General features: G+C 70.2%; 19 protein-coding genes. 13 read left to right on the top strand and 6 right to left on the bottom strand.

The window, feature by feature from the left end; all coding sequences use genetic code 11:
• Positions 1–8: 8 nt before the first annotated feature.
• Entirely contained in the window at positions 9–974 is a 966-nt protein-coding gene (locus G4D86_RS33345; protein WP_163998128.1) for an electron transfer flavoprotein subunit alpha/FixB family protein, read from the top strand.
• Positions 975–1053: 79 nt separating this feature from the next.
• Here G4D86_RS33345 and G4D86_RS33350 read toward each other — a convergent pair whose 3' ends face one another.
• Positions 1054–1656, bottom strand: coding sequence for a cytochrome c oxidase assembly factor Coa1 family protein (locus G4D86_RS33350; protein WP_163998129.1), 603 nt, complete (start codon positions 1654–1656; stop codon positions 1054–1056).
• A 124-nt stretch (positions 1657–1780) separates the two neighbouring features.
• Between G4D86_RS33350 and G4D86_RS33355 the strand changes: the two genes are divergently transcribed.
• From G4D86_RS33355 to G4D86_RS33375, 5 genes are all read left to right on the top strand, one after another.
• Complete coding sequence (locus tag G4D86_RS33355) at positions 1781–2764, top strand: GNAT family N-acetyltransferase (RefSeq protein ID WP_163998130.1); 984 nt, start codon at positions 1781–1783, stop codon at positions 2762–2764.
• A gap of 72 nt (positions 2765–2836) precedes the next feature.
• Positions 2837–3967, top strand: coding sequence for a calcium/proton exchanger (gene cax / locus G4D86_RS33360; RefSeq protein WP_205519926.1), 1131 nt, complete (start codon positions 2837–2839; stop codon positions 3965–3967).
• A 6-nt stretch (positions 3968–3973) separates the two neighbouring features.
• Positions 3974–4912: a DMT family transporter gene (locus G4D86_RS33365; RefSeq protein ID WP_163998131.1), complete on the top strand. Its 939-nt coding sequence runs from the start codon at positions 3974–3976 to the stop codon at positions 4910–4912.
• An 86-nt stretch (positions 4913–4998) separates the two neighbouring features.
• Positions 4999–5976: an MBL fold metallo-hydrolase gene (locus tag G4D86_RS33370; RefSeq protein WP_163998132.1), complete on the top strand. Its 978-nt coding sequence runs from the start codon at positions 4999–5001 to the stop codon at positions 5974–5976.
• Positions 5977–6007: 31 nt separating this feature from the next.
• Positions 6008–6625: an MOSC domain-containing protein gene (locus G4D86_RS33375; RefSeq protein ID WP_163998133.1), complete on the top strand. Its 618-nt coding sequence runs from the start codon at positions 6008–6010 to the stop codon at positions 6623–6625.
• On the opposite strand, the gene G4D86_RS33380 is transcribed toward G4D86_RS33375, so the two are convergent.
• Together G4D86_RS33380 and G4D86_RS33385 are read right to left on the bottom strand one after the other, a co-directional pair.
• Complete coding sequence (locus G4D86_RS33380) at positions 6626–6847, bottom strand: hypothetical protein (RefSeq protein WP_163998134.1); 222 nt, start codon at positions 6845–6847, stop codon at positions 6626–6628.
• Between the two features lie 91 nt (positions 6848–6938).
• The gene (locus G4D86_RS33385) at positions 6939–8405 is read right to left on the bottom strand and encodes a pentapeptide repeat-containing protein (protein WP_205519927.1); all 1467 of its coding nucleotides are present in this window, start codon (positions 8403–8405) and stop codon (positions 6939–6941) included.
• Positions 8406–8449: 44 nt separating this feature from the next.
• Here G4D86_RS33385 and G4D86_RS33390 point away from each other — a divergent pair, with 44 nt between their 5' ends.
• Positions 8450–9415, top strand: coding sequence for an RluA family pseudouridine synthase (locus G4D86_RS33390; protein ID WP_163998136.1), 966 nt, complete (start codon positions 8450–8452; stop codon positions 9413–9415).
• 24 nt (positions 9416–9439) lie between these two features.
• Positions 9440–12013, top strand: coding sequence for a penicillin-binding protein 1A (locus G4D86_RS33395; protein ID WP_163998137.1), 2574 nt, complete (start codon positions 9440–9442; stop codon positions 12011–12013).
• An 89-nt stretch (positions 12014–12102) separates the two neighbouring features.
• Here G4D86_RS33395 and pyrF read toward each other — a convergent pair whose 3' ends face one another.
• Positions 12103–12969: an orotidine-5'-phosphate decarboxylase gene (gene pyrF, locus G4D86_RS33400; RefSeq protein WP_163998138.1), complete on the bottom strand. Its 867-nt coding sequence runs from the start codon at positions 12967–12969 to the stop codon at positions 12103–12105.
• A gap of 29 nt (positions 12970–12998) precedes the next feature.
• The gene (locus G4D86_RS33405; RefSeq protein ID WP_163998139.1) at positions 12999–13760 is read right to left on the bottom strand and encodes an SDR family oxidoreductase; all 762 of its coding nucleotides are present in this window, start codon (positions 13758–13760) and stop codon (positions 12999–13001) included.
• A 246-nt stretch (positions 13761–14006) separates the two neighbouring features.
• Between G4D86_RS33405 and G4D86_RS33410 the strand changes: the two genes are divergently transcribed.
• Positions 14007–14402, top strand: a complete 396-nt coding sequence (locus G4D86_RS33410) for a response regulator (RefSeq protein WP_163998140.1) — start codon at positions 14007–14009, stop codon at positions 14400–14402.
• Between the two features lie 21 nt (positions 14403–14423).
• Here G4D86_RS33410 and G4D86_RS33415 read toward each other — a convergent pair whose 3' ends face one another.
• On the bottom strand, positions 14424–15449 hold the full coding sequence (locus tag G4D86_RS33415; protein WP_163998141.1) for a histone deacetylase family protein: 1026 nt from the start codon (positions 15447–15449) through the stop codon (positions 14424–14426).
• A 116-nt stretch (positions 15450–15565) separates the two neighbouring features.
• Between G4D86_RS33415 and G4D86_RS33420 the strand changes: the two genes are divergently transcribed.
• The 4 genes from G4D86_RS33420 to tatC all read left to right on the top strand — a co-directional run bounded on the left by G4D86_RS33420 (position 15566) and on the right by tatC (position 20827).
• Complete coding sequence (locus tag G4D86_RS33420; protein ID WP_205519928.1) at positions 15566–17617, top strand: methyl-accepting chemotaxis protein; 2052 nt, start codon at positions 15566–15568, stop codon at positions 17615–17617.
• Between the two features lie 40 nt (positions 17618–17657).
• Entirely contained in the window at positions 17658–18938 is a 1281-nt protein-coding gene (locus G4D86_RS33425) for an MFS transporter (protein ID WP_163998142.1), read from the top strand.
• A 134-nt stretch (positions 18939–19072) separates the two neighbouring features.
• Positions 19073–19576: a Sec-independent protein translocase subunit TatA/TatB gene (locus tag G4D86_RS33430; protein ID WP_163998143.1), complete on the top strand. Its 504-nt coding sequence runs from the start codon at positions 19073–19075 to the stop codon at positions 19574–19576.
• Positions 19577–19618: 42 nt separating this feature from the next.
• Entirely contained in the window at positions 19619–20827 is a 1209-nt protein-coding gene (gene tatC, locus G4D86_RS33435; RefSeq protein ID WP_163998144.1) for a twin-arginine translocase subunit TatC, read from the top strand.
• Positions 20828–20832: the final 5 nt, after the last annotated feature.

Below are 20832 nucleotides of genomic sequence, written 5' to 3' on the forward strand. Positions count from 1 at the left end.
TCACGCAGATGCCAATCGTTCTCATCATCGCCGAGCAGCAGCCGGACGGGCACCTTCGCAAGGCCACCTTCAACGCCATTGGCGCCGGCAAGCAGCTGGCCGACAAGGCTGGTGGCGAGCTTCACGTCGCCCTGGTGGGCAAGGACCCCGGGAAGGTCGCGGACGAGCTCAAGGGCTACGGCGCCAAGGCCGTGCACGTGGGCGCCGCCCCCGAGCTGGAGCACTACCTGGCCGAGACGTACGCCCCGGCCCTGGCCACGCTGGCCCAGGAGCTGAAGGCGGACTACGTGGGCATGGCCTCCACGGCGCAGGGCAAGGACCTGATGCCGCGCCTGGCCGCGCGCCTGCGCGCCGCCATGGCCACGGACGTCATGGCCTTCAACGGCGGCGGGGCCGACGTCACCTTCAGCCGTCCCATGTGGGCCGGCAACGTCTTCGCCGAGGTGAAGCTCACCACGCCGGTGAAGGTGTTCACCCTGCGCGCCACCGAGTTCACCGCCGCCCAGGGTGGCCAGGGCGCCGCCGAGGTGAAGACCTTCACCCCGAAGGTGGAGGCCTCCAAGACGAAGTTCGTCGACTTCAAGGAAGTGAAGAGCGCCCGCCCCGAGCTGACCGAGGCGCGCGTGGTGGTCTCCGGCGGCCGCGGCACCAAGGGCGACTTCAAGGAGATTGAGGCGCTGGCGGACGAGCTGGGCGCCGCGGTGGGCGCGTCCCGCGCGGTGTGCGACGCGGGCTGGGTGCCCAACGACTTGCAGGTCGGCCAGACGGGCAAGGTGGTGGCCCCGGCGCTCTACATCGCGGCCGGCATCAGCGGCGCCATCCAGCACCTGGCAGGCATGAAGAGCTCGAAGACCATCGTCGCCATCAACAAGGACCCCGAGGCCCCCATCTTCCAGGTGGCGGACTACGGAATCGTGGCGGACCTCTTCAAGGTCCTGCCCGAGCTGCGCGCCGAGCTGGGCAAGCTGAAGTAGCCAGCCGCCGGTACGCCGGTTCCGAATCACGAGGGGCGGACGTGGGGACACTCCCCGCGCCGCCCCTTCGCTTTGGGGGCTACAGCTCGATGTCGCTGTCGCCCTTCTCGTCCGCGGGCGCGTCCCGCCCGGGAGGCTCGGCGCCGAAGGGCGGCTCGGGAGGGACGGGCGGCTTCGGCGTGGGGGGCGGCATTCCGTCCTCTTCGGGCTCGTCGCCGGGCTCCGCTTCATCGGGCTCCGCGGAGGGCGCGTCGTCCCGCAGGTCGATGACGCGGCCGTCCTCCACCTCCACGGCGAGCTTGCGGTAGTGCCACTCCGCGCCGCCCTCGGACTGCTCCGCGTCCACCTGCAGGGTGCCGTCCGCCTTGGGGCCGTCGAGGGGAATGGAGAAGCGGGCCTCGGTGCGGCCGTTGTTGGAGCTCACGGAGGACTGCCTCGGCAGCCCGGGGTCGATGGGCGCGCCCAGCGCGCGCTGCACCTCCGCATCGCCGGTGGCCAGCGCCACCGCCTCCGTGTACGCCCCCATCTTCGACAGCGACGAGAAGCCCGCATAGGCGAGGACGGCACCCAGGCAGCCACACGAGGCCACGATGCCCAGGCAACCCACGGGGACCATCCACTTCCAGTTGCGACTCCACCAACCCCGCTGGGGCACCAGGGAACCCTCGGGCACCGTGTCCATGGACTCGTCCTTCCTTCGTGCGCACAGATGACAGGCGCGGGAACCCCCTCATATCGGGCCCGGGCGGGGCGCGGTAGAAACCCGCACGGGCCGGTGTCTGCCACGAAATGTGAAGGCCAGGGACATGCCGTCTCGGAAAACCCCCTCCACCGAAGTCCTGCTGGGTGTGCTGGAGGCCCTGCCTCCCGGGCAGCGGCTGTGGGTGCACGGCGTGGGCGGCTGCCTCCACCCGCTGCTGCGCGGCGGGGACGCGGTGCGCGTGCTGCGCTGCGGGCCCGGGGCGCTGGCGCGGGGGGACGTGGCGCTCCTGCGGCAGGGCCGCAAGCTGGTGGCGCACGTGGTGGTGTCCACGCGCCCATGGCGGACGGCCCCGCTGCTGGGGGGCGTGGACGCACCGGCCGGGGTGACGCTGGGGCGGGTGGTGGCGGTGAAGCGCGGGGAGTGGGTGGTGCCGCTGCCCCGGCCCGTTCGCCCGGCCTTGTGGATGACGCAGCGGGCGCTGGCGGCGGTGTGGGCGCGGCCTGGAGGCCGGGTAGTCTACCGGCGCGTGCGGGACTTCTTCTTCTCCGGCTGGTCACGGCCCTTGCGGCGCCGGCTCGTGGGGCCGCTGGAGGTGCGGCTGCTGCGGGCTGACGACCTGGACGCGTTGCTCGCCTTCGCGGGAGAGCGGCTGGTGGTGTCCATCGGGTTCCTGCGCCGCCAGCTCCGCGAGCGGTGGGGGCTGGACGCGCCGGCCCGCCGCGGGGCCGCCGCCGGGGCCTTCGACGCGGAGGGGCGCATGCGGGGCTTCGCCTGGGTGGACTCGTATCGCCAGGAGGCGCTGCCGCTGGACGGCGTCTGGGTGCGCTCCCTCGTGGTGGCGCCCCAGGTCCGGCGGATGGGCGTGGCCACGCGGCTGCTGGGCTGCCTGCTGGACGAGGCGCGGCGCCAGGGCGAGGTCTGGGTCCACGCGGACGTGGACGATGACAACACCGCCTCGCTGCAGACCTTCGCGAGGCTGGGCTTCCGGCCCGCCCCCGCGGAGCTGACCCGGCAGGCGAACGAGGCCTGGGACGCGGCGGGCCGGGCCAAGACCCTGGTGGTCCTGGAGCGGGAACTGGGGCCGTGACGCAGCGGGGGTTGCGTTATGCCCTTGGGGTAGGCCAAAAGCACCCGGGCCTTTCCCGTAGCGAGGACCCCTGTGAGTACGCCTGCCTCCGTCACGCCTCCCGCCTCCGCCCCCACCCCCACTGGTGAGGACGAGACGTGGCTCACCACGGACCGCGTCTTCATGGGCCTGCTGGTGGTGGCGTTTCCGGCGGCGGTTGCGTCCCACTTCTTCTTCCCAGGCGTGTGGACATTCGTCCTCTGCGCCATCGCGCTGATTCCCCTGGCGCGGCTGATGGGTGAGGCCACCGAGGTCATCGCGCACAAGCTGGGCAGCGGCCTGGGCGGCCTGATGAATGCCTCGTTCGGCAACGCCGCCGAGCTCATCATCGCGCTGGCCGCGCTGCGCTCGGGACATGCGGACGTGGTGAAGGCCTCCATCACCGGCGCCATCCTCGGCAACATCCTGCTGGTGTTGGGCGCGTCGATTCTTGTCGGCGGCATCAAGTTCAACACGCAGAAGTTCAACACCACGGCGGCGATGTCCGGCTTGTCCATCATGTTCCTGGCGCTCACGGCGCTGGCCATTCCGGACCTGTTCCACGCGGTGCGCGGCCCCGCGGCGGACGCCGTCATCTTCCCGATGTCGGTGGCCATCTCCGTCATCCTGCTCATCGTCTACGCGCTGTCGCTGCTCTTCGCGCTGAAGACACACGCGCACCTGTACGCGGGCGAGGACCACGGCACGCCGGAGGAGCTGCCGACCTGGAGCACCAAGAAGGCCACCATCGTCCTGCTCGCCGCCACGCTGGGCGTGGTCATCGTCGCCGAGTTCCTGGTGCACGCGATTGAAGCGGCCATCGCCACCTTCGGCTTCACGCACACCTTCGTGGGCGTCATCATCATCGCCATCATCGGCAACGCGGCCGAGCACTCCACCGCCATCATCATGGCGCTGAAGAACAAGATGGACCTGGCGTTCAACATCGCCTTCGAGTCCTCCAAGCAGATTGCCCTCTTCGTCGCGCCGGTGCTGGTGCTGGTGTCCATTCCCCTGGGCCAGAACCTCACGCTGGAGTTCAGCCACATGGAGGTCATCGGCATGGCGGTGGGCACGGCCGCGGCGACGCTGATTGCGCTCGACGGCGAGTCCAACTGGCTGGAGGGCGTGATGCTGCTGGGCGTCTACGCCATCCTCGGCGTCACCTTCTTCTTCATCCCGTAGCGCGCCGTGAGCACCTCGACTCCAGACACCCTCGACGGCCCCCGCCTGGAGCGCACGCAGCGGCTCCAGGCGGACGGCGCGCTGGTCCTCATCACCCTCTTCTGGGGCGTCACCTTCGTGGTGGTGAAGGACGCCCTGGGGTACGCGGACCCGTTCACCTTCCTCACGCTGCGCTTCCTCGTGGGCGCGTGCGTGCTGAGCGCGCTGGCGGGGCGGCAGGTGCTGAACCCCGTCAACCTGCGGCGCGGCTCGGTGCTGGCCGCCTTCCTCTTCGTGGGCTTCGCGCTGCAGACGGTGGGGCTCACGTTCACCACGCCGTCGCGCTCGGCCTTCATCACCGGGATGAGCGTGGTGTTCGTCCCGCTGCTGTCGCTGGTGCTCTTCAAGCGGGTGCCGAAAGTCACGTCGCTGCTGGGCGTGGTGCTGGCGGTGGTGGGGCTCTACTTCCTCACGCGGCCGGACACCGGAGCCTCCGGCGGGGAGGGTGGCGGGCTGGCCCGGGGCGACGTGCTGACGCTGGGCTGCGCGGTGGCGTACGCATTCCACATCACCCTCACGGAGCGGTACGCGCCGAAGGAGGGGGTGATGGGGCTGGTCGCGGTGCAGCTATGGGGCGTGACGCTCTTGTCCGCGCTGTGCCTGCCCTTCGTGACGCGGCGGGTGGAGTGGAATCCGTCCTTGGTGGCGGCGGTGCTGGTGTGCGGCGTGCTGGCCAGCGCGGTGGCCATCAGCGTGCAGACGTGGGGGCAGGCGCGCACCTCGGCGGTGCGAGCGGCGGTCATCTACTCCATGGAGTCGGTGTTCGCCGCGGGCTGCTCGGTGGCGCTGGGCTACGAGGTGCTCGGCGCGCGCGAGTGGGCCGGGGGCGGGCTCATCCTCCTGGGCGTACTGGTGTCCGACGTGGGTGCGGCGGCGTGGAAGTGGTGGCGCTCGCGGGCGGTGTAGTGGGCCTGGTCACCAGCCGGACGGGCGCGGTGGGGAACTGAGCAGGGCCACCGCCGCCGGGACGCGCTATATCCCTGGCCCTTCCCATGAGTGTGGAGCTGCGGCGAAACGGGATGCACCTGACGGGCACCCCCCTGTCCCTGGACGCGAAGCGGAAGTCTCCGCTGTGCTTCGTCAGTCATGGGCACTCGGACCACATCGCCCGGCACGAGCGCACCATCGCCACGGCGGCCACGCTGCGCTTCATGACGCACCGGCTGGGGCCGGTGAATGCGCCGCTCGCGGTGCCCTACCGTCAACCCTTTGACTTGGGGCCGCTGGTGCTGGAGCTGCTGCCCGCGGGCCATATCCTCGGCAGCGCGCAGCTGCGGGCCATCCGCTCGGATGGGAAGCGCATCGTCTACACGGGTGACCTCAACGTCGCGCCCTCGCTCACCGCCGAGGCGACGGAGGTGGCCGAGTGCGACACGCTCGTCATCGAGTCCACCTTCGGCCATCCGCGCTACCGCTTCCCGCCGCGCGCGGAGGTGCTGGGGCAGGTGGAGGAATGGATTCGCAAGCAGCTCGAGCGGGGCGCGGTGCCGGTGCTGCTCGGCTATCCGCTGGGCAAGAGCCAGGAGGCGATGAAGTACCTCGCCGGCCGGGGCTTCCCGCTGGTGGCGCACGCCTCCATCTACGAAGTCGCGCAGCTCTACGCGGAGCTGGGCGTGCCCATTGAGAACGTGCGCCTCTACAGCGGGAAGGTGGAGCCGGGCGAGGTGCTCTTCATCCCTCCGCACCAGGCGCGCGGTGGGGCGCTGTCAGCGCTGTGGCCGAGGGCCACGGCGGTGCTGACGGGCTGGGCAGTGGACCGGGGCGCGGCATGGCGCTACGGCGCGGACGTGGCCTTCCCCCTGTCGGACCACGCGGACTTTCCCACGCTGATGTCCTACGCGAAGGCGACGGGCGCGAAGGAGGTCATCACCTGCCACGGCTTCGCGGAGGAATTGGCGCAGGCGCTGCGGGATGCCGGCATCGACGCGCGCCCGCTCGGCGGGAAGCCGCAGCAGCTCACCCTGCTCTGACAGGGCGGACGTGTCGGGTTAGAAAAGGGCCATGGCCCGTACCCCGCAGCTGTCCGGACGCATCGTGCGCGTCCTCGTCTGTACCGAGCGGAAGAGCTTCGTCACCCGCGAACTGGCGGAGACGAAGGTGTCCTTCGAGGGCATCGAGGGCGACAGGCACGCGGGGCTGACGCGGGCCGCGGACGTGCGCACGCCGTGGTTCCCCAAGGGCACGCCCATCCGCAACACGCGGCAGCTGTCGCTGGTGTCCACCGAGGAGCTGGCCGAGGTGGCGCAGACGCTGGGCATCCCGAAGGTGCTGGCGTCATGGTTGGGGGCCAACGTGGAAGTGGCGGGCGTGCCCACGCTGACGCAGCTGCCGCCGGGGACGCGGCTGTTCTTCCCCGAGGACGCGGTGCTGGCGGTGGAAGGGGAGAACGAGCCGTGCACCGGCCCGGGGCGCGTGATTGAAGCGCACCACCCGGACACGGAGAAGCTGGCGAGCCGCTTCGTGAAGGCCGCATGGCAGCGCCGGGGACTGGTGGCCTGGGTGGAGCGGCCCGGCCTCATCCGCGCGGGCGACGAGGTGCGGGTGATGTTGCCGAAGCCCGTGACGTACGTGCTGCCGGCAGCGCCTTCGGGCAAGAAGGAGAAGGCAGGCTCCGTGTAGTCACATTGCCGGAAGCAGGTTGGGAAAGCGCTGCTCGAAGTCGGCGACGTCCTTGTGGAGCTGCACCGCCGAGGCCCGCCGCAGGTCCTCGTAAAAGCCCAGGGTGTCCTCACACCGGAGCCGCAGCCATTGGATGTCCAGCACGGGCGCGGCCGGTGCCTTCAGCAGCTGACGCAAGGCGTCCGCGAGTCGTTGGACCTGCTCTTCCTTCGTGAAGTCCATCGATGCCACTCCCCGGAAACACCACGGGGCCGCCAGGCCCGGGAAGCTCCCGAGCACAGCGGCCCCGCGGGGCTCATCCTTCACCGGTCCGTCAGACGTCCGGCGACTGGACGATGAGCTTCTCCTTGCCACACACGTCACAGCGCACGTGGACGAAGAGGTCGTCGTCGCTGTCCTCGGGCACCTCGCCCTCGGGCACGCCGAGCTCCGCCTTCGCCAGCGCCGGCACCTTCGTCGGGATGTCCTGCGCCTTCAGCGCCTGGACGAACGTCATCTCCCGGTCATGGCACTCGCGCGTCTCCGGACCGTTGATCCACGCCGGCTCCATGCCCTCCGGCAGCCGGCTCACCAGCTCCAGGTTGGACACGGACTCGGCCAGGTACGCCAGCCGCCGCAGCCGGGCCTCTTCCGGCAGCGCGGAGAAGACCTGGAAGCCCTCGAACAGGGCATTGCGGTCCTCGCCCGTGGCCGCCTGCGCCAGCTCCATCGCCGCGTCGCTCGACTCCAGCGCCTCGTCCCAGTTGTTCTCCGGGTTGAAGCCCGCCTCGAGCAGCGACGTGTAGAGCTGCGTGGCCGCCAGCCGGCGCCGCGCCTCCTGCAGGTGCTCCACCACCTCGTGCGTCAGCCGCAGCTCCAGGAGCGCGCCCGTCGTCCGCGGGTCGATGGAGCCCGTGAGGTCATCCACCTGGACCTCTTCCAGCAGCGCGCCCTTCAGCACCTGTGCCGCGGAGAAGCGGGCCAGCGGCACCACGCCCACCTCGCGCAGGTACATGGCCGACACGGCCGCGTCCTTGGCGCCCATGCGCAGCGCCTTCTGCGCGCGCTCCACCACGCCCGGGTCCGCGGCGGGCTTCTTGTTCTCCAGCCGCGTCTTCACCGCCTCACGGTAGAGCGTCTCCAGCGAGCTGCCCGGCGGCAGCCGCTGCGGCAAGAGCGGGCGCAGGCCCGGCACGTCCAGCACCCACAGCGGGGGCATGGCCATGCGCTTGAGCGCGCGGAAGAAGAGCGAGCCCGGCGGGTCCTGCGGGCGGAAGGGCGGCAGCTCGTCGCCGCTCGGCTCGCCCTGCATCATCGCGGCGGCCTGGGCGCCCAGCGCCTTCTCGCGCTGCTCGCGGGTGAACGCGGTGATGCCCTGGGCCGGGGGCGGCGGCGGAGGCGGGGCCTCCTCGCCATCCAGGCCGACGACGCGGTCCATATCCACGTCGTCCATCTCCACGTCGTCCAGACCTCTGGCGCCCGTGAAGTCGCAGCGCAGGAGCTTCAACTTCTCGAAGGTCGCCCCTTCGAGGTTGGCCCCCCGGAAGTCGCAGTCCTGGAGCCGCCCGCCGTGGAAGTAGGCGTTGGACAGGTCCGCGTCCCGGAAGTTGACCTTGGAGAGGTCGCACCGCTCCCATTCAGAGCCGATGAGGCCCAGGCCGGACAGGTCCGTGTTGGCGGAGAACAGTTGGGTAAAGGTTGCGCCGGTATGGTCGGTTGAGACCTGGCCGGACTTGCGCATCCGGTTCCATTCCGCCGAACCACTCTGAAGAAGCTTCTCGATACTCGGGGCTTTCGCCATGGACCCGGGATTATTCGTATGGTCTGGTCCGCGCGCCAGCACAAATGATCGAGTACCGAATCGAAGCCGACACCGCCGGGATGCGGCTGGACAAGCTCCTGCGCAAACGGCTCCCCAATGTTCCGGTGAGCCACCTCTTCAAGATGATTCGCACCAAGAAGGTGCGGGTAAACGGGAAGCGCGCCCAGCCTGAGCAGTTGCTAGCCGAGGGAGACGTGCTCACCATCCGCGGCGACGAGCAGCAGCTCACGGCCGACGACCGTCCGAAATCGGACCGTCCAACGCCCCCGCCCCCGCCGGTGGACCCCAGCCGGCTGGTCATCTTGAAGGAGGACGACTGGCTCATGGCCGTGGACAAGCCCAGCGGGATGGCCGTCCATACCGGCAGCGGCATCACCGGCGGAACGCTGGTGGACTACGTGCGCGCCTACCTGGGCCCCAAGGCCGTCCGCAACGACTTCACCGCCTCTCCGGCCCACCGGTTGGACCGGGAGACCTCCGGCGTCATCCTGGTGGCCAAGCGCCGCCCGGCGATGGTGCACTTCACCGAGGTCTTCACCCACGGCCTGTCGAAGAAGCGCTACCTCACCCTGGTGAAGGGGAAGATGCCGAAGGATTCCGGCGTCATCGACCTGCCCCTGTCGGAGCACCAGCAGACGGCCGAGTCCAAGGCCCGTCGTGGGGTGAACATGCAGGAGGCCCTCACCCGGTGGAAGGTCGTCAAGCAATCGGGCGACGCAGCGCTCCTGTCCTGCTCCATCGAGACGGGGCGCACCCATCAGATAAGAAGGCATCTGGCCGCCATCGGACATCCGGTGGCGGGTGACAAGAAGTACGGAGACTTCGCCTTCAACCGCGACGTGCGGGCGCGCTGGGGGCTGAAACGTCTGTTCCTGCACGCCGAGCGCATTGAATTTCCGCACCCCGAAGGCGGTGCGAAGGTGGCCGTGGAGGCCCCCCTCGCACCCGAGCTGAGGGACGTGCTCAAGCGGGCCGCACTGGTGCCCTGAAGCCCGCAAGGTTCCGAAACGCGTATGGCCGACCCCAAGACGACTGACCGCAGCCGCTCGAAGCTGGTGCTCGACGGCGTTCCCCCCGGGCGCTGGTGGAAGTTCCTCCTCAAGGCCGCCGGGTGGCTGGCACTGACCGGGGCCACCGCCGCCGTGTTGGCCGTGACGGCGGTGTACTACGTGTACTCGGACGGGCTGCCCGCCATCCCCAAGGTGGACGAGTACTGGCCGCCCATCGTCACCGAGGTCTACACCGACGACGCGGTGCTGGCCGGCGAGTTCTACAACGAGCGGCGCAAGGTGGTGCCCTACGAGCGCATCCCGAAGCGGCTCGTGCAGGCCTTCATCGCCAGCGAGGACTCCAGCTTCTTCGACCACTTCGGCGTGGACGTGCTGGGCACCGCGCGCGCCGGCTTCAAGACGGTGACCTCCAAGCTGGGCCTGCGCGCCGGCGGCGTGCAGGGCGGCTCCACCCTCACGCAGCAGACGGCGAAGGCCGTCCTCATCTCCGCGGAGGGCTACAAGTCCGCCACCGCCAAGAATCTCACCCGCAAGGTGCGCGAGGCCCTCCTCGCCCTGCGGCTGGAGCAGTCGCTGACGAAGGAGGAGATTCTCTACCTCTACCTGAACAACGTCTTCCTCGGGCACCACAGCTACGGCGTGCAGAGCGCGGCGGAGAACTACTACCGCAAGGACGTGCGCGACCTGACGCTGGGGGAGATGACGCTCATCGCCGGCCTGCCGCAGGCGCCCAGCCGCTACTCGCCCTTCCTGCGCCCGGAGGCCGCCCGCAAGCGCCGCTCCTACGTGCTGCGCCGCATGCTGGACGAGGGCATGATTTCGCAGGCCGAGCACGACACGGCCAACGCCGAGCCGGTGAAGGTGTACCCGGTGGAGGACGTCTTCCACGAGTTCGCGCCGTACTTCGTCGAGCAGGTCCGCAAGGACGTGGTGGACCGGTACGGCAACCCCGTGCTGCTCAAGGACGGCCTCAAGATCTTCACCACCATGGACAGCGAGCGCCAGCGCGCCGCGCAGGACGCGGTGCTGGACGGCCTGCTCTCCGTGGACAAGCGCCAGGGCTGGCGCGGGCCGGTGCAGCAGCTGGCCTCGCCGGAAGACATCAAGACCTTCCTGGAGCGCGCGAAGAAGTCCATGGGCACGCAGGAGCTGGTGGACAACCGGCTCTACGTCGCCGTCGTCACCTCGGTGGACGGGGACGGCAAGGGCGCGGACGTGCAGGTGGGCCCGCACACCGGCCGGCTGCCACTCTTGGGCATGCGCTGGGCGCGCAAGGTGAACCCCGAGGGCTACTACCCGGCGATGATGATTTCGTCGGTGAAGAAGGCCATCGCCGTGGGCGACGTCGTCGTGGTGCGCCACGTGACGAAGAAGGACCTCACCGACGACAAGGAGCAGTGGGACAAGAAGCTGGCCGAGGAGATTCCGGATGAGGGCGTGAAGCTCTTCCGCCTGGAGCAGACGCCCGAGGCGCAGAGCGCGCTCGTCTCCATCGACCCCCACCGCCAGTACCTCACCGCCATGGTGGGCGGGTACGACTTCGACGACAACGAGTTCAACCGCGCGTTCCAGGCCTGCCGCCAGCCGGGCAGCTCCTTCAAGCCCTTCGTCTACTCGGCGGCGCTGGAGCAGCTCAACTGGACGGAAGCCACCGTCATCGTCGACTCGCCGATTGTCGAGCACGACCCGGACAACAAGGTGTCGTGGAAGCCGGAGAACTACAGCGAGGAGTTCGTCGGTGACGTGCTCTTGCGCACCGCGCTCGTCAACTCGATGAACATCCCCGCGGTGAAGACCTTCGCCGCGGTGGGCGTGAAGAACATGGCCGCGTGGAGCCAGAAGCTCGGCCTCTCCACGCCCATGAACATGGACTTCTCCGCCGCGCTCGGCTCGTCGTGCGTGTATCCGTTCGACCTGGCCAACGCGTACGCCACCTTCAACCGCTACGGCCGCAAGAAGCCCACGTACTTCATCCGCAAGGTGGAGGACCGCTGGGGCCGCACGCTGGAGGACCACACCGCCTTCGACGACCCGTGGGCGCCGCTGCAGGACCGCGTGGCCGCCGGCTACGCGCGCCTCTTCGAGCCCGGCGAGCAGGTGATGGCCCCCGAGACGGGCTTCATCCTCACGCACCTCTTGCGCGGCGTGGTGCTCCAGGGCACTGGCGGCCCGGCCACCAAGCTGGGCAAGCCCGCCGCGGGCAAGACGGGCACCACCAACGACTCCTTCGACGCGTGGTTCTCCGCCTATACGCGCGACCTCGTGACGGTGGCGTGGGTGGGCTACGACTTGAACCCGCACCCGCTGGGCCGCTACGAGACGGGCGGCCGCGCGGCGCTGCCCATCTGGCTCAACTACATGAAGCGCGCGCTGGAGGGCCGGCCCCAGGGCGAGTTCTACCCGTGGCAGTCGATGGACCTCGTGAAGCTCTACATCGACAAGAAGACGGGGAAGATTGCCTCGCCGGGCGCCAAGGGCTCGGAGCTGATGTTCTTCAAGAAGGGCACCGAACCCAAGGACGCCGTGCCCGACAAGAACCAGGTCGACGTGGACCAGTTCATGATGGGCGCGCAGTAGCCCCGCGCTGACGGCGTGTCACCCGAGGCCCCGCGGCCCCTCACCTGGAGGGCGCGGGGCCTTCGTGTTTCTTCAGCGCTTCGGCCGCCTCAGCGCTTCGCGCCTTCGCGGAAGCGGCGCGCGGGCTCCAGGTGGCGCTCCAGCGCGTCGCGCAGCGAAGCGGCATCCGGGCCCGCCTCCAGCACGGAGCGCGTGGCGGTGGGGACCACCTGCAGCTCGCGCCCGGCGAACAGGCGCTTCAAGTCGTCGAAGCCCGCGCCCTGCGCGCCGATGCCGGGCGTGAGCATCAGCGTCCCGCCGAGCCGCTCCACCACGCCCCTGTCACTGTCGGGGAGGGTGGCGCCCATGACGGCGCCCACCACCGGCGGCGCGCCTGGGCCGGGCTGCTCGTTCAGCTCGCGGATGCCGTCGGCCAGGGCCTCCGCCACGGTGCGGCCGTCGGCGCCGGTGGCCGTCTGGAGCGACGTGCCCTCCGGGTTGGACGAGCGCACCACGATGAAGGCAAAGGCGTTGGCCGCGCGCGCCAGCTCAATCGTCTTCACCAGGGCGCCGAAGCCCAGGTACGCGGAGAACGTGGCGGCGTCCGCCTGGTACGCGCTGTTCGGTCCGAAGAGGCTCTGCCCATACGCGTCCATGGTGGAGCCGATGTCGCCGCGCTTCACGTCCAGCAGCGTGAGGGCGCCCTGCTTCTTGAAGCGCCTCATCACGTGCTGGAGCACCTTCAACCCGTCCGGCCCGTGGCGCTCGAAGAAGGCGCTCTGCGGCTTCACCAGCGCGACCTTGTCCCCGGCGGCGTCGGCCAGGCGGTCGCAGAAGTCGCGCAGGCCCTGGGCGGTGTCGGGCAGCCCCCAGCGCGTGAGCAGGTCCTTCGACGGGTCGACGCCGAGGCAGAACGGCGAGCGCTGCTCGGCGAGGGCGTGGAAGTTGTAGACGAAGGGCGGAGCAAGGGTCGTCACAGTCTGTCTCCGGGCGGAATGAGTATGTGTCAGCGCAGCCGGCGCGCGGCGGCGTCGAAGAGGGGGTTGGGCAGCACCTTCACGAGGCGCGTGGGCAGCGCGAGCTGCCAGGGGAAGGTCAGCTCCGTGTCGCCGCGGAGGATGCCCTTACCCATCAGCTCCACGGCGGCGTCCGTCTCCATGAGGAAGGGCATGGGGAAGTCGTTCTTCGCCGTCATCTCGCTCTTCACGAAACCGGGATAGACGCAGGTGACGCGCACGCCGGTGCCGCCGAGGTCCACGCGCAGGCTCTCCATGAACGTGGCGAGGTACGCCTTGGACGCGGAGTAGGCCGCGTGGCCCGCGAGCCCCCGGTACGCCGCGAGGCTGGAGATGCCCACCACGTGCCCGCGCCGCCGCTCCACCATCTGCGGCAGCACGGCCGTCAGCGTGGCGGTGGCGCCGGTGACGTTGGTGTCGATGATGGCGCGGACCTTGTCCCACTGCAGGCGCTTGCCGTGGGTGACGCCGCCCACGCCCGCGTTGGCCACCACCAGGTCCAGCCCGCCGCACTCGCTGTCGAGCTCGCGAATGCGCTCCAGCGTCGCGTCCGCCTGGGTGACGTCCAGCTCCAGCGGCTCCACGGTGGCGCCAGCCGCCTGGGCCTCGGCGGACAGGGCCTGGAGTTGCGGCAGCCTCCGTCCGGCGGCGAACACGCGCAGGCCCCGCTTGGCCAGCCACAGCGCCAGCCCGCGTCCAAGGCCGCTCGAGGCGCCCGTCACCAGCGCCGTCCGGTAGCTCATCTCCGCCATGAAGTGCTCCTCCGTGCGTCTGGCTTCTCGCATGGTTGGACGCGGGGTGGGACACAAATCCGTGCCAGGGTCGGCGCCCCGTTGCTCCCTCGGCGGGAGGTCCCTCCCGGGGGGGCAGGGGGTGTGGACTGGCGGGCGTGCGTCAGGCCCGGTAGGGCCCTCGGACGTGTTCGGGGGCTGCGCCGCCAGGCCGATGGCATGCGGCCTGCCCGTCCGCACCTTATGGGCTCCGAGGAGGGCATGGGCATGACGCCATGGAACTGCGTGATGGCGGTCGATGACGACGCTGACATCCTGCTCGCCTTCAAGGACGTGCTGGAGATGGAGGGCTATTGCGTGCTGCTCGCCCGCAGCGGCCGCGAGGCGCTGGACCTCCTGCGGCGGGGCGCGCGGCCGGCCGTCATCCTGCTCGACCTGATGATGCCCGACATCAGCGGCTGGGAGTTTCGCGAGCTGCAGCTCGCCGAAGCCTCGCTCGCCTCCGTCCCCGTGGTGGTCGTCTCCGGACAGGGCGTGAGCGCGCGCGACGTGGGCGCGCTCGGCGTGTCCGGCTACCTCAAGAAGCCGGTGGACCTGGACCAGCTGCTGGGCACCGTGGCGCGCTACGTGCGCCGCCCGCAGGCCCAGCCGCAGCATGCGTGAGGTGCGGGTGCGGCCCGTCCACTACAGCATGGGCCAGTACGGGCGCAGCGCCTCTCGGCTCGCGTTCAGCGCCTGCTTCGCGTCCGTGTGCGTGGGCCCGGTGGGGAAGGTGTCCTTGCGGCCGGCGAGCACCTCCACGCAGGCGTGCACGGACTGGGACAGCCCCTCCAGCGAATAGCCGCCCTCCAGCAGCAGGACGAGCCGGCCGTCGCAGACCTGCTCGGCCAGCGACTTCACCGCCGAGCACATGGCCGCGAAGCCGCGCTCGGTGAGGTCCATGCCGCCAATCGGGTCGTGCTGGTGCGGGTCGAAGCCGGCGGACACCAGCACGAGCTGCGGCCGGTATGCCTCCGCCACCGGGAGGAACAGCTCCTCGAAGAGCATGCCGTAGTCGGCATCCGAGTTGCCGCCGGGCAGGCCGATGTTGACGGTGTAGCCCTCGCCTTCACCCACGCCCACCTCGGGGGCCGCGCCGGTGCCCGGGTAGTAGGGGTACTGGTGCACGGACTGGTACAGCACGTCGCGCCGGCCCCAGAAGGCCGCCTGGGTGCCGTTGCCGTGGTGGACGTCCCAGTCGAGGACGAGGACGCGCTCGGCGCCCAGCCTGCGCCCGGCCTCCGCGGCGACGGCCACGTTGTTGAAGAGGCAGAAGCCCATGGCCCGGCCCGGCTCGGCGTGGTGCCCCGGCGGCCGCACCAGCGCGAAGGCGTTGCGCGCGCGGCCCTTCATCACCTCCTCCACCGCCTGCACCGACGCTCCCGCCGCCAGGCGCGCCGCGTCCACGCTGTCCGGCGACACCTGCGTGTCCGGGTCGATTTGCGCCTGGTGCCCGCTCAGGCGCTCCAGGTAGGCGAGCAGCTCCGGGGTGTGCACGGAGGCCAGCTCCGCGTCCGTGGCCGAGCGGGGTGACGCCATCACCGTGCCCGGCACCGGCGCGCTGGCCAGCACGCCCAGGATGCGCTGGAGCCGCGCGGGGGACTCCGGGTGGCCGTGGCCCGGTTCGTGCCTCTGGAAGAGCGGGTCGGTCAGCAGCAGGGTAGCGGTCATCACGTAGAACCTTACGCATCCAGGCGCGGGGAAGTCAGGTCCCCGGCGAGCAGAGGGGCAGGGTGGGGGCCCCGGTTCTTGCCCTGCCGGTGATTCAGTCCCTACAGTGCCCGGGCTTGACTGCCCGCTTCAAGAAACCCGGCCTGCGAAGCCTGTTGCTCGGCTCCTTCGCCCTGGTGCTCGCCCTCATCCTGGGGACGCTGTTCTTCGTCGTCCCGTCGCAGGTGGAGGTCTATCTCGAGCGCCGTCTGGTGAAGCATGGCGAGGACAAGGCGCAGCAGGTTGCCAGCGCGCTGGACGCCCAGCCCGACGCGAGCCCACCGCCCAGTATGGAGCGCCTGCACGGCGGGGACGTCGACTTCGCCGTCCTGGCCATCACCGCCGCGGATGGCCGGGTGGTGTCCACCCATCCCTCGCCGCCCCCCTCCTGGTTCGTGCAGGAGCTGGCCGCCCGTCCGGAGGGCGCGCCGCTCAACGGCTTCCGCTTCTCCAACGGCAACCGGGTGGTGACACACCCGATATCGGAGCGCGAGAGCGGCAGGGGGCAGGTGCTGGTGGTGGTGGACTTCTCGGTGCTGGACGAGGTCGTCTCCTCGCTGCGCCACGTCGTCCTGCTCGCGTTCGGCATCGGCCTGGCGCTGTTCCTGGTGGTGGCCTTCTTCATCTCCCGGGCGTTCATCCTGGTGCCGCTGGACGCGATGATGACCATGGCGCGGCGGCTGGCGGAGGCGGACCTCACCGGCCGCGTGGACACCGGCAGCCAGGACGAGCTGGGCCAGCTCGCCGAGGCGCTCAACCGCATTGCCCAGAGCTGGCGCGACACGCTGGGCCGCGTGCGCGGCGTGTCAGACGTGGTGGCCGGCGTCATCGAGCAGATCCACCGCACCGGCACCACCGTGTCCTCCGGCGCGGGCACCGTGCAGGCGCGCGTGGAGGAGACATCCTCCTCCATGGTGGAGATGATGGCCTCGCTGCGCGGCATTGCGGAGAACGTCGAGGTCCTCTACCAGAGCGCCGAGGAGAGCAGCTCCTCCATCATGGAGATGGCCGCCACCAACGACGAGGTGGCGGAGAACGTCCAGGCCATGGCCGCCAGCGTGGAGGAGACCACCAGCGCCATCGAGGAGATGACGTTCTCCATCAAGGAGGTGGCCAAGAACATCCAGGAGCTGTCCGCCTCCACGGAGGAGACGTCCTCGGCCATCAGCCAGATGGATGCCGCGATTGGCCAGGTGGAGGCCAATGCCAAGGAGACGGCCCGCCTGTCCGAGCAGGTCTTCGAGGACGCGCAGACGGGCGTGGAGTCCTTGCGCAAGACGCTCACCGGCATCGACCGCATCAAGGAGACCAGCCGCAGCGCGGCCGGCGTCATCGACAGCCTGGGGCGGCGCATCTCCGAGATTGGCAACATCCTCAACGTCATCGACGACGTGGCGGAGCAGACCAACCTCCTGGCGCTCAACGCCGCCATCATCGCCGCGCAGGCCGGCGAGCACGGCAAGGGCTTCGCCGTCGTCGCGGAGGAAATCAAGGACCTGGCCGAGCGCACCGGCGCGTCCACGAAGGAAATCGCCGAGCTCATCCGGAGCATCCAGGAGGAGAGCCGCAACGCCGTCGTGGTGATGAACCAGGGCGTGCGCAACGTGGAGGAGGGCGTGCAGCTGGGCCGCGAGGCGGAAGGGGCGCTGCGGAAGATCAACGACAGCACCCAGAAGTCCACGCAGATGGTGAAGGCCATTGCCCGCGCCACCGTGGAGCAGGCGCGCGGCAGCAAGCAGGTGACGGCCTCCATCCACCGCATCAGCGAGACGGTGTCGCAGATTTCCAAGGCCTCCAACGAGCAGGCCAAGGGCGGCGAGCAGATCATGAAGAGCGCGGAGAAGATGAAGGCGCTCACCGCCCACGTGCAGCGCAGCAGCCAGGAGCAGGCGCACGGCAGCAAGCAGATTACGCGCTCGATTGAAAGCATCAACGAGATGGTGACGCACCTCAACCGCGCCCAGAAGGAGCAGACCAAGGGCAGCGAGCAGGTGCTCAAGGCGGTGGAGACCATCAAGGGCGTGTCCGAGCACCAGACACGCTCGGTGCGTCAATTGGAGGAGGCCATCGACAACCTCCAGCGGCAGGCGGAAATCCTTCGTGCCGAGGTGCGTCGGTTCCGCGTGTAGGCGTGCGCAGCGGGTGGGAATGGCTTAGGAAGGGGGCCGCATGGCCACACAACGTCAGGTCTCCGAGCGCGCGGTGGTGTTCCTCATCGGCGCGGTCCAGTTCGTCAACATCCTGGACTTCGTGATGGTGATGCCGCTGGGTCCGGACTTCGCGAAGGGGCTGGGAATCGCCGCCTCGCACATCGGCACCATTGGCGGCGCGTACACGGCGGCGGCGAGCGTGGCGGGGCTGGTGGGCGGCTACTTCCTGGACCGGTTCGACCGGCGCAAGGCGCTGGCGGTGTCCATGATGGGGCTGGTGCTGGCCACCGCGGCGGGCGGGCTCGCCACGGGGCTCACCACGCTGCTGCTGGCGCGCGTGGCCGCCGGCATCTTCGGTGGGCCGGCCACGTCGCTGTCCCTGTCCATCATCGCGGACCTGGTGCCGGTGGAGCGGCGCGGGCGGGCGCTGGGCGCGGTGATGGGGGCCTTCTCCATCGCCTCCATCGCCGGGGTGCCGCTGGCGCTGTGGCTGGCGGAGTGGGGCAACTGGCGCACGCCCTTCCTCGTGGTGGCGGGGCTGGGCCTGCTCGTCGCCGCGGGCGCCATCTTCTACCTGCCCCCGGTGCGCGGACACCTGGAGTCGGGGAGGCCGGTGAACACGGTGGGCGTGTGGGAGCTGCTCTCGCGCGGCGACGTGCAGCTGTCCTATCTCATGACGGCGGTGGTGATGATGGCCAGCTTCGTCATGGTCCCCAACATCTCCTCCTTCGTGCAGCAGAACCTGGGCTACCCGCGAGAGAGCCTGGGCTTCGCGTACTTCGTGGGCGGCCTGGTGAGCTTCGTCACGCTGCGCGTGGCGGGCCCGCTGGTGGACAAGCACGGGGCCTTCGTCGTGGGCTCGGTGGGCTCGGTGCTGGCGGTGGTGTCCACGTACGTGGGCTTCGTGAACTACCCGCGGTGGCTGCCGGTGCCGGTGCTCTTCATGGCCTTCATGCTGTCCATGGGCATGCGCAACGTGGCCTACAACACCCTCACCTCGCGGGTGCCCGAGAATCCGGTGCGCGCGCGCTTCATGTCCCTGCAGTCCGCCATCCAGCACATGGCCGCGGCCGTGGGCGCCTTCGTCAGCGTGCAGATGTTGACGGACCTGCCGGACGGCACCCTGGGCGGCATGTCGCAGGTGGCCGGGCTGTCCATCGTGATGACGCTGGCGGTACCGCCCATCCTGCGGGTGGTGGAGCGGCGGGTGCGCTCCCGGGAGCAGGCCCGGGCCCTGGCCGTGGCGCCGTCCAGGGGCGGCGCCGTCCCCCTGTCGCCCGAGGCCTCCCCGCACTCGTGATGGGGCGATTTGCCCCGCCTGCCTGCCTGCCGCCCTCCCACGGTGCCGGGCGGACGCATGGATGAGACGAGCGGTTGCGCCGGCCCGTCCGGGGCGCGATAACCCGGGCTGCTTTCCCGGGAGTGCGTCAGGACATGTTCAACATCGGCGCAGGCGAGATGGTGCTCATCGCGGTGGCCGCGCTGCTCATTCTCGGGCCGAAGCGGCTGCCCGAACTGGCGCGTGGCCTCGGCAAGTTCATGCGGGAGTTCCGCCGCCAGACGGACGAGGTCCGCAACGTCGTGGAGCGGGAGTTCTACTCCATGGACCAGGACATCGCCGCGCCCACGCCGCCCGTGCGCCCCGGCACGCCCTTCGCCAACACGCCGCCTCCGTCCTCGGTGGCCCTCCCCGAGGCACCCCTCTTCCCGCCGGACGCCGCCCTCGCGGGCACGGAGTCACCGGTTCCGGAGGCCGCCGTGCCCGTTCCCTCCTCGGGCACCGAGGTGCTGGAGATGGACGCCGCCGGGCCCCGGCCGCTGGAGCCCTCGTTCCTTCACGAGCCCGCGGCGGCTCCGGCCGAGCCGGTGGCGCTCACCCCTGATACGCCGGTGCCCGTCCCCGGCACGGTGGCGCGCAACGCGCCGAAACGGAGCTGAGCCCTGAGTCCCCCGCCCATGGCCTCCGAGCCCGATCTGCGCATGAGCTTGATGGATCACCTCGCGGAGCTCCGCTCGCGCCTGTTCAGGTGCACCATCGCGGTGTTCGTGCTGGGCACCATCTCGCTGGTGTTCGCCCGGCCCATCTTCGGCCTGCTGATGCGGCCGGTGCTGGACGCGCTGCCCGAGGGAAGCCGCGCCCTCATCTACACGTCCGGCATCGAGGAGATAAACGTCCTCATGAAGGTGGGCGTGTACTGCGGCATCTTCCTCACCACGCCCGTCATCCTGCTGCAAATCTGGGGCTTCGTGTCGCCGGGGCTGTACCCGGAGGAGCGCCGCTTCGCCGCGCCCTTCGTGGCGTTCGGCTCCATCGCCTTCATCCTGGGCGCGAGCTTCTGCTACTTCGCGGTGCTGCCCTCCATGTTCAAGTTCCTCCTCAACGAGGAGGAGACGCTGGCGCTGGAGCAGCGGCTGGACCTGGCCCGGCTGCGCGCGGATGACGCCCTGCGCTTCCTGCGCGTGGGCGACGTCGAGCGGGCGGGCGCGCTCGCCAAGGAGACGAGCGGCATGTTGCGCGCCGACGGCGAGGGCCAGGTGCCCGAGCCGGAGCAGGCGCCCGCGGTCAGCGTGGAACTGAAGTCGCGCATCGAGGCGCTGGGCGTGTTGGTGGACGCGGCGGCGGATGGCCTCGACAACCAGCAGGCGCGGGGCGTGCTGCGGCAGGTGGTGGAGAAGCGGGTGGAGGCGGTGACGGCGTACGGCCGCCAGGACTACGCGGCGACGGCGACCGCCCTGGACGGCGCGGCCGGCCTGTTGGGTGGCGCGGCCTCCACGCGCTCGCAGGAGCTGTCGGACCTGTGGAAGCTGGAGAAGGAGCTGTCCACCGGGTACGCGCGCCACGAGGCCGCGCGGTGGACGCGCCCCATGCTGTCCATGCACGAGCAACTCTCCCTGGTGCTGCTGCTCATCCTCGCCTTCGGCATCATCTTCGAGCTGCCGCTGGTGATGGCGCTCCTGGGCGTGGTGGGCGTCGTCCAGTCGAAGTGGCTCTTCAAGTACCAGCGCCATGCCTTCGTGGTGTGCCTCATCGCCGCGGCGGTGATTACCCCCACTGGTGACGTGGTGAATCTGTCGCTGATGGCGGGCCCCATGCTGGCCTGCTACGAGCTGGGTGTGCTGCTCGTGTGGCTGGTGGAGCGGCGCCGGGCGCGCAACGCGGCGGAAACCGGCATCACCCCGGCGTCCTGATCCGT

It is taken from the genome of Pyxidicoccus caerfyrddinensis (assembly GCF_010894405.1).
In the GTDB taxonomy this organism is placed as follows: domain Bacteria; phylum Myxococcota; class Myxococcia; order Myxococcales; family Myxococcaceae; genus Myxococcus; species Myxococcus caerfyrddinensis.

Bases quoted from the DNA above. Each gene is read 5' to 3' on its own strand.
- G4D86_RS33345 (WP_163998128.1), top strand. From the start codon at position 9: ATGCCAATCGTTCTCATCATCGCCGAGCAGCAGCCGGACGGGCACCTT.
- G4D86_RS33350 (WP_163998129.1), bottom strand. From the start codon at position 1,656: ATGGACACGGTGCCCGAGGGTTCCCTGGTGCCCCAGCGGGGTTGGTGG.
- G4D86_RS33355 (WP_163998130.1), top strand. From the start codon at position 1,781: ATGCCGTCTCGGAAAACCCCCTCCACCGAAGTCCTGCTGGGTGTGCTG.
- G4D86_RS33370 (WP_163998132.1), top strand. From the start codon at position 4,999: ATGAGTGTGGAGCTGCGGCGAAACGGGATGCACCTGACGGGCACCCCC.
- G4D86_RS33375 (WP_163998133.1), top strand. From the start codon at position 6,008: ATGGCCCGTACCCCGCAGCTGTCCGGACGCATCGTGCGCGTCCTCGTC.
- G4D86_RS33380 (WP_163998134.1), bottom strand. From the start codon at position 6,847: ATGGACTTCACGAAGGAAGAGCAGGTCCAACGACTCGCGGACGCCTTG.
- G4D86_RS33385 (WP_205519927.1), bottom strand. From the start codon at position 8,405: ATGGCGAAAGCCCCGAGTATCGAGAAGCTTCTTCAGAGTGGTTCGGCG.
- G4D86_RS33390 (WP_163998136.1), top strand. From the start codon at position 8,450: ATGATCGAGTACCGAATCGAAGCCGACACCGCCGGGATGCGGCTGGAC.
- G4D86_RS33395 (WP_163998137.1), top strand. From the start codon at position 9,440: ATGGCCGACCCCAAGACGACTGACCGCAGCCGCTCGAAGCTGGTGCTC.
- G4D86_RS33405 (WP_163998139.1), bottom strand. From the start codon at position 13,760: ATGGCGGAGATGAGCTACCGGACGGCGCTGGTGACGGGCGCCTCGAGC.
- G4D86_RS33410 (WP_163998140.1), top strand. From the start codon at position 14,007: ATGACGCCATGGAACTGCGTGATGGCGGTCGATGACGACGCTGACATC.
- G4D86_RS33415 (WP_163998141.1), bottom strand. From the start codon at position 15,449: ATGACCGCTACCCTGCTGCTGACCGACCCGCTCTTCCAGAGGCACGAA.
- G4D86_RS33425 (WP_163998142.1), top strand. From the start codon at position 17,658: ATGGCCACACAACGTCAGGTCTCCGAGCGCGCGGTGGTGTTCCTCATC.
- G4D86_RS33430 (WP_163998143.1), top strand. From the start codon at position 19,073: ATGTTCAACATCGGCGCAGGCGAGATGGTGCTCATCGCGGTGGCCGCG.
- tatC (WP_163998144.1), top strand. From the start codon at position 19,619: ATGAGCTTGATGGATCACCTCGCGGAGCTCCGCTCGCGCCTGTTCAGG.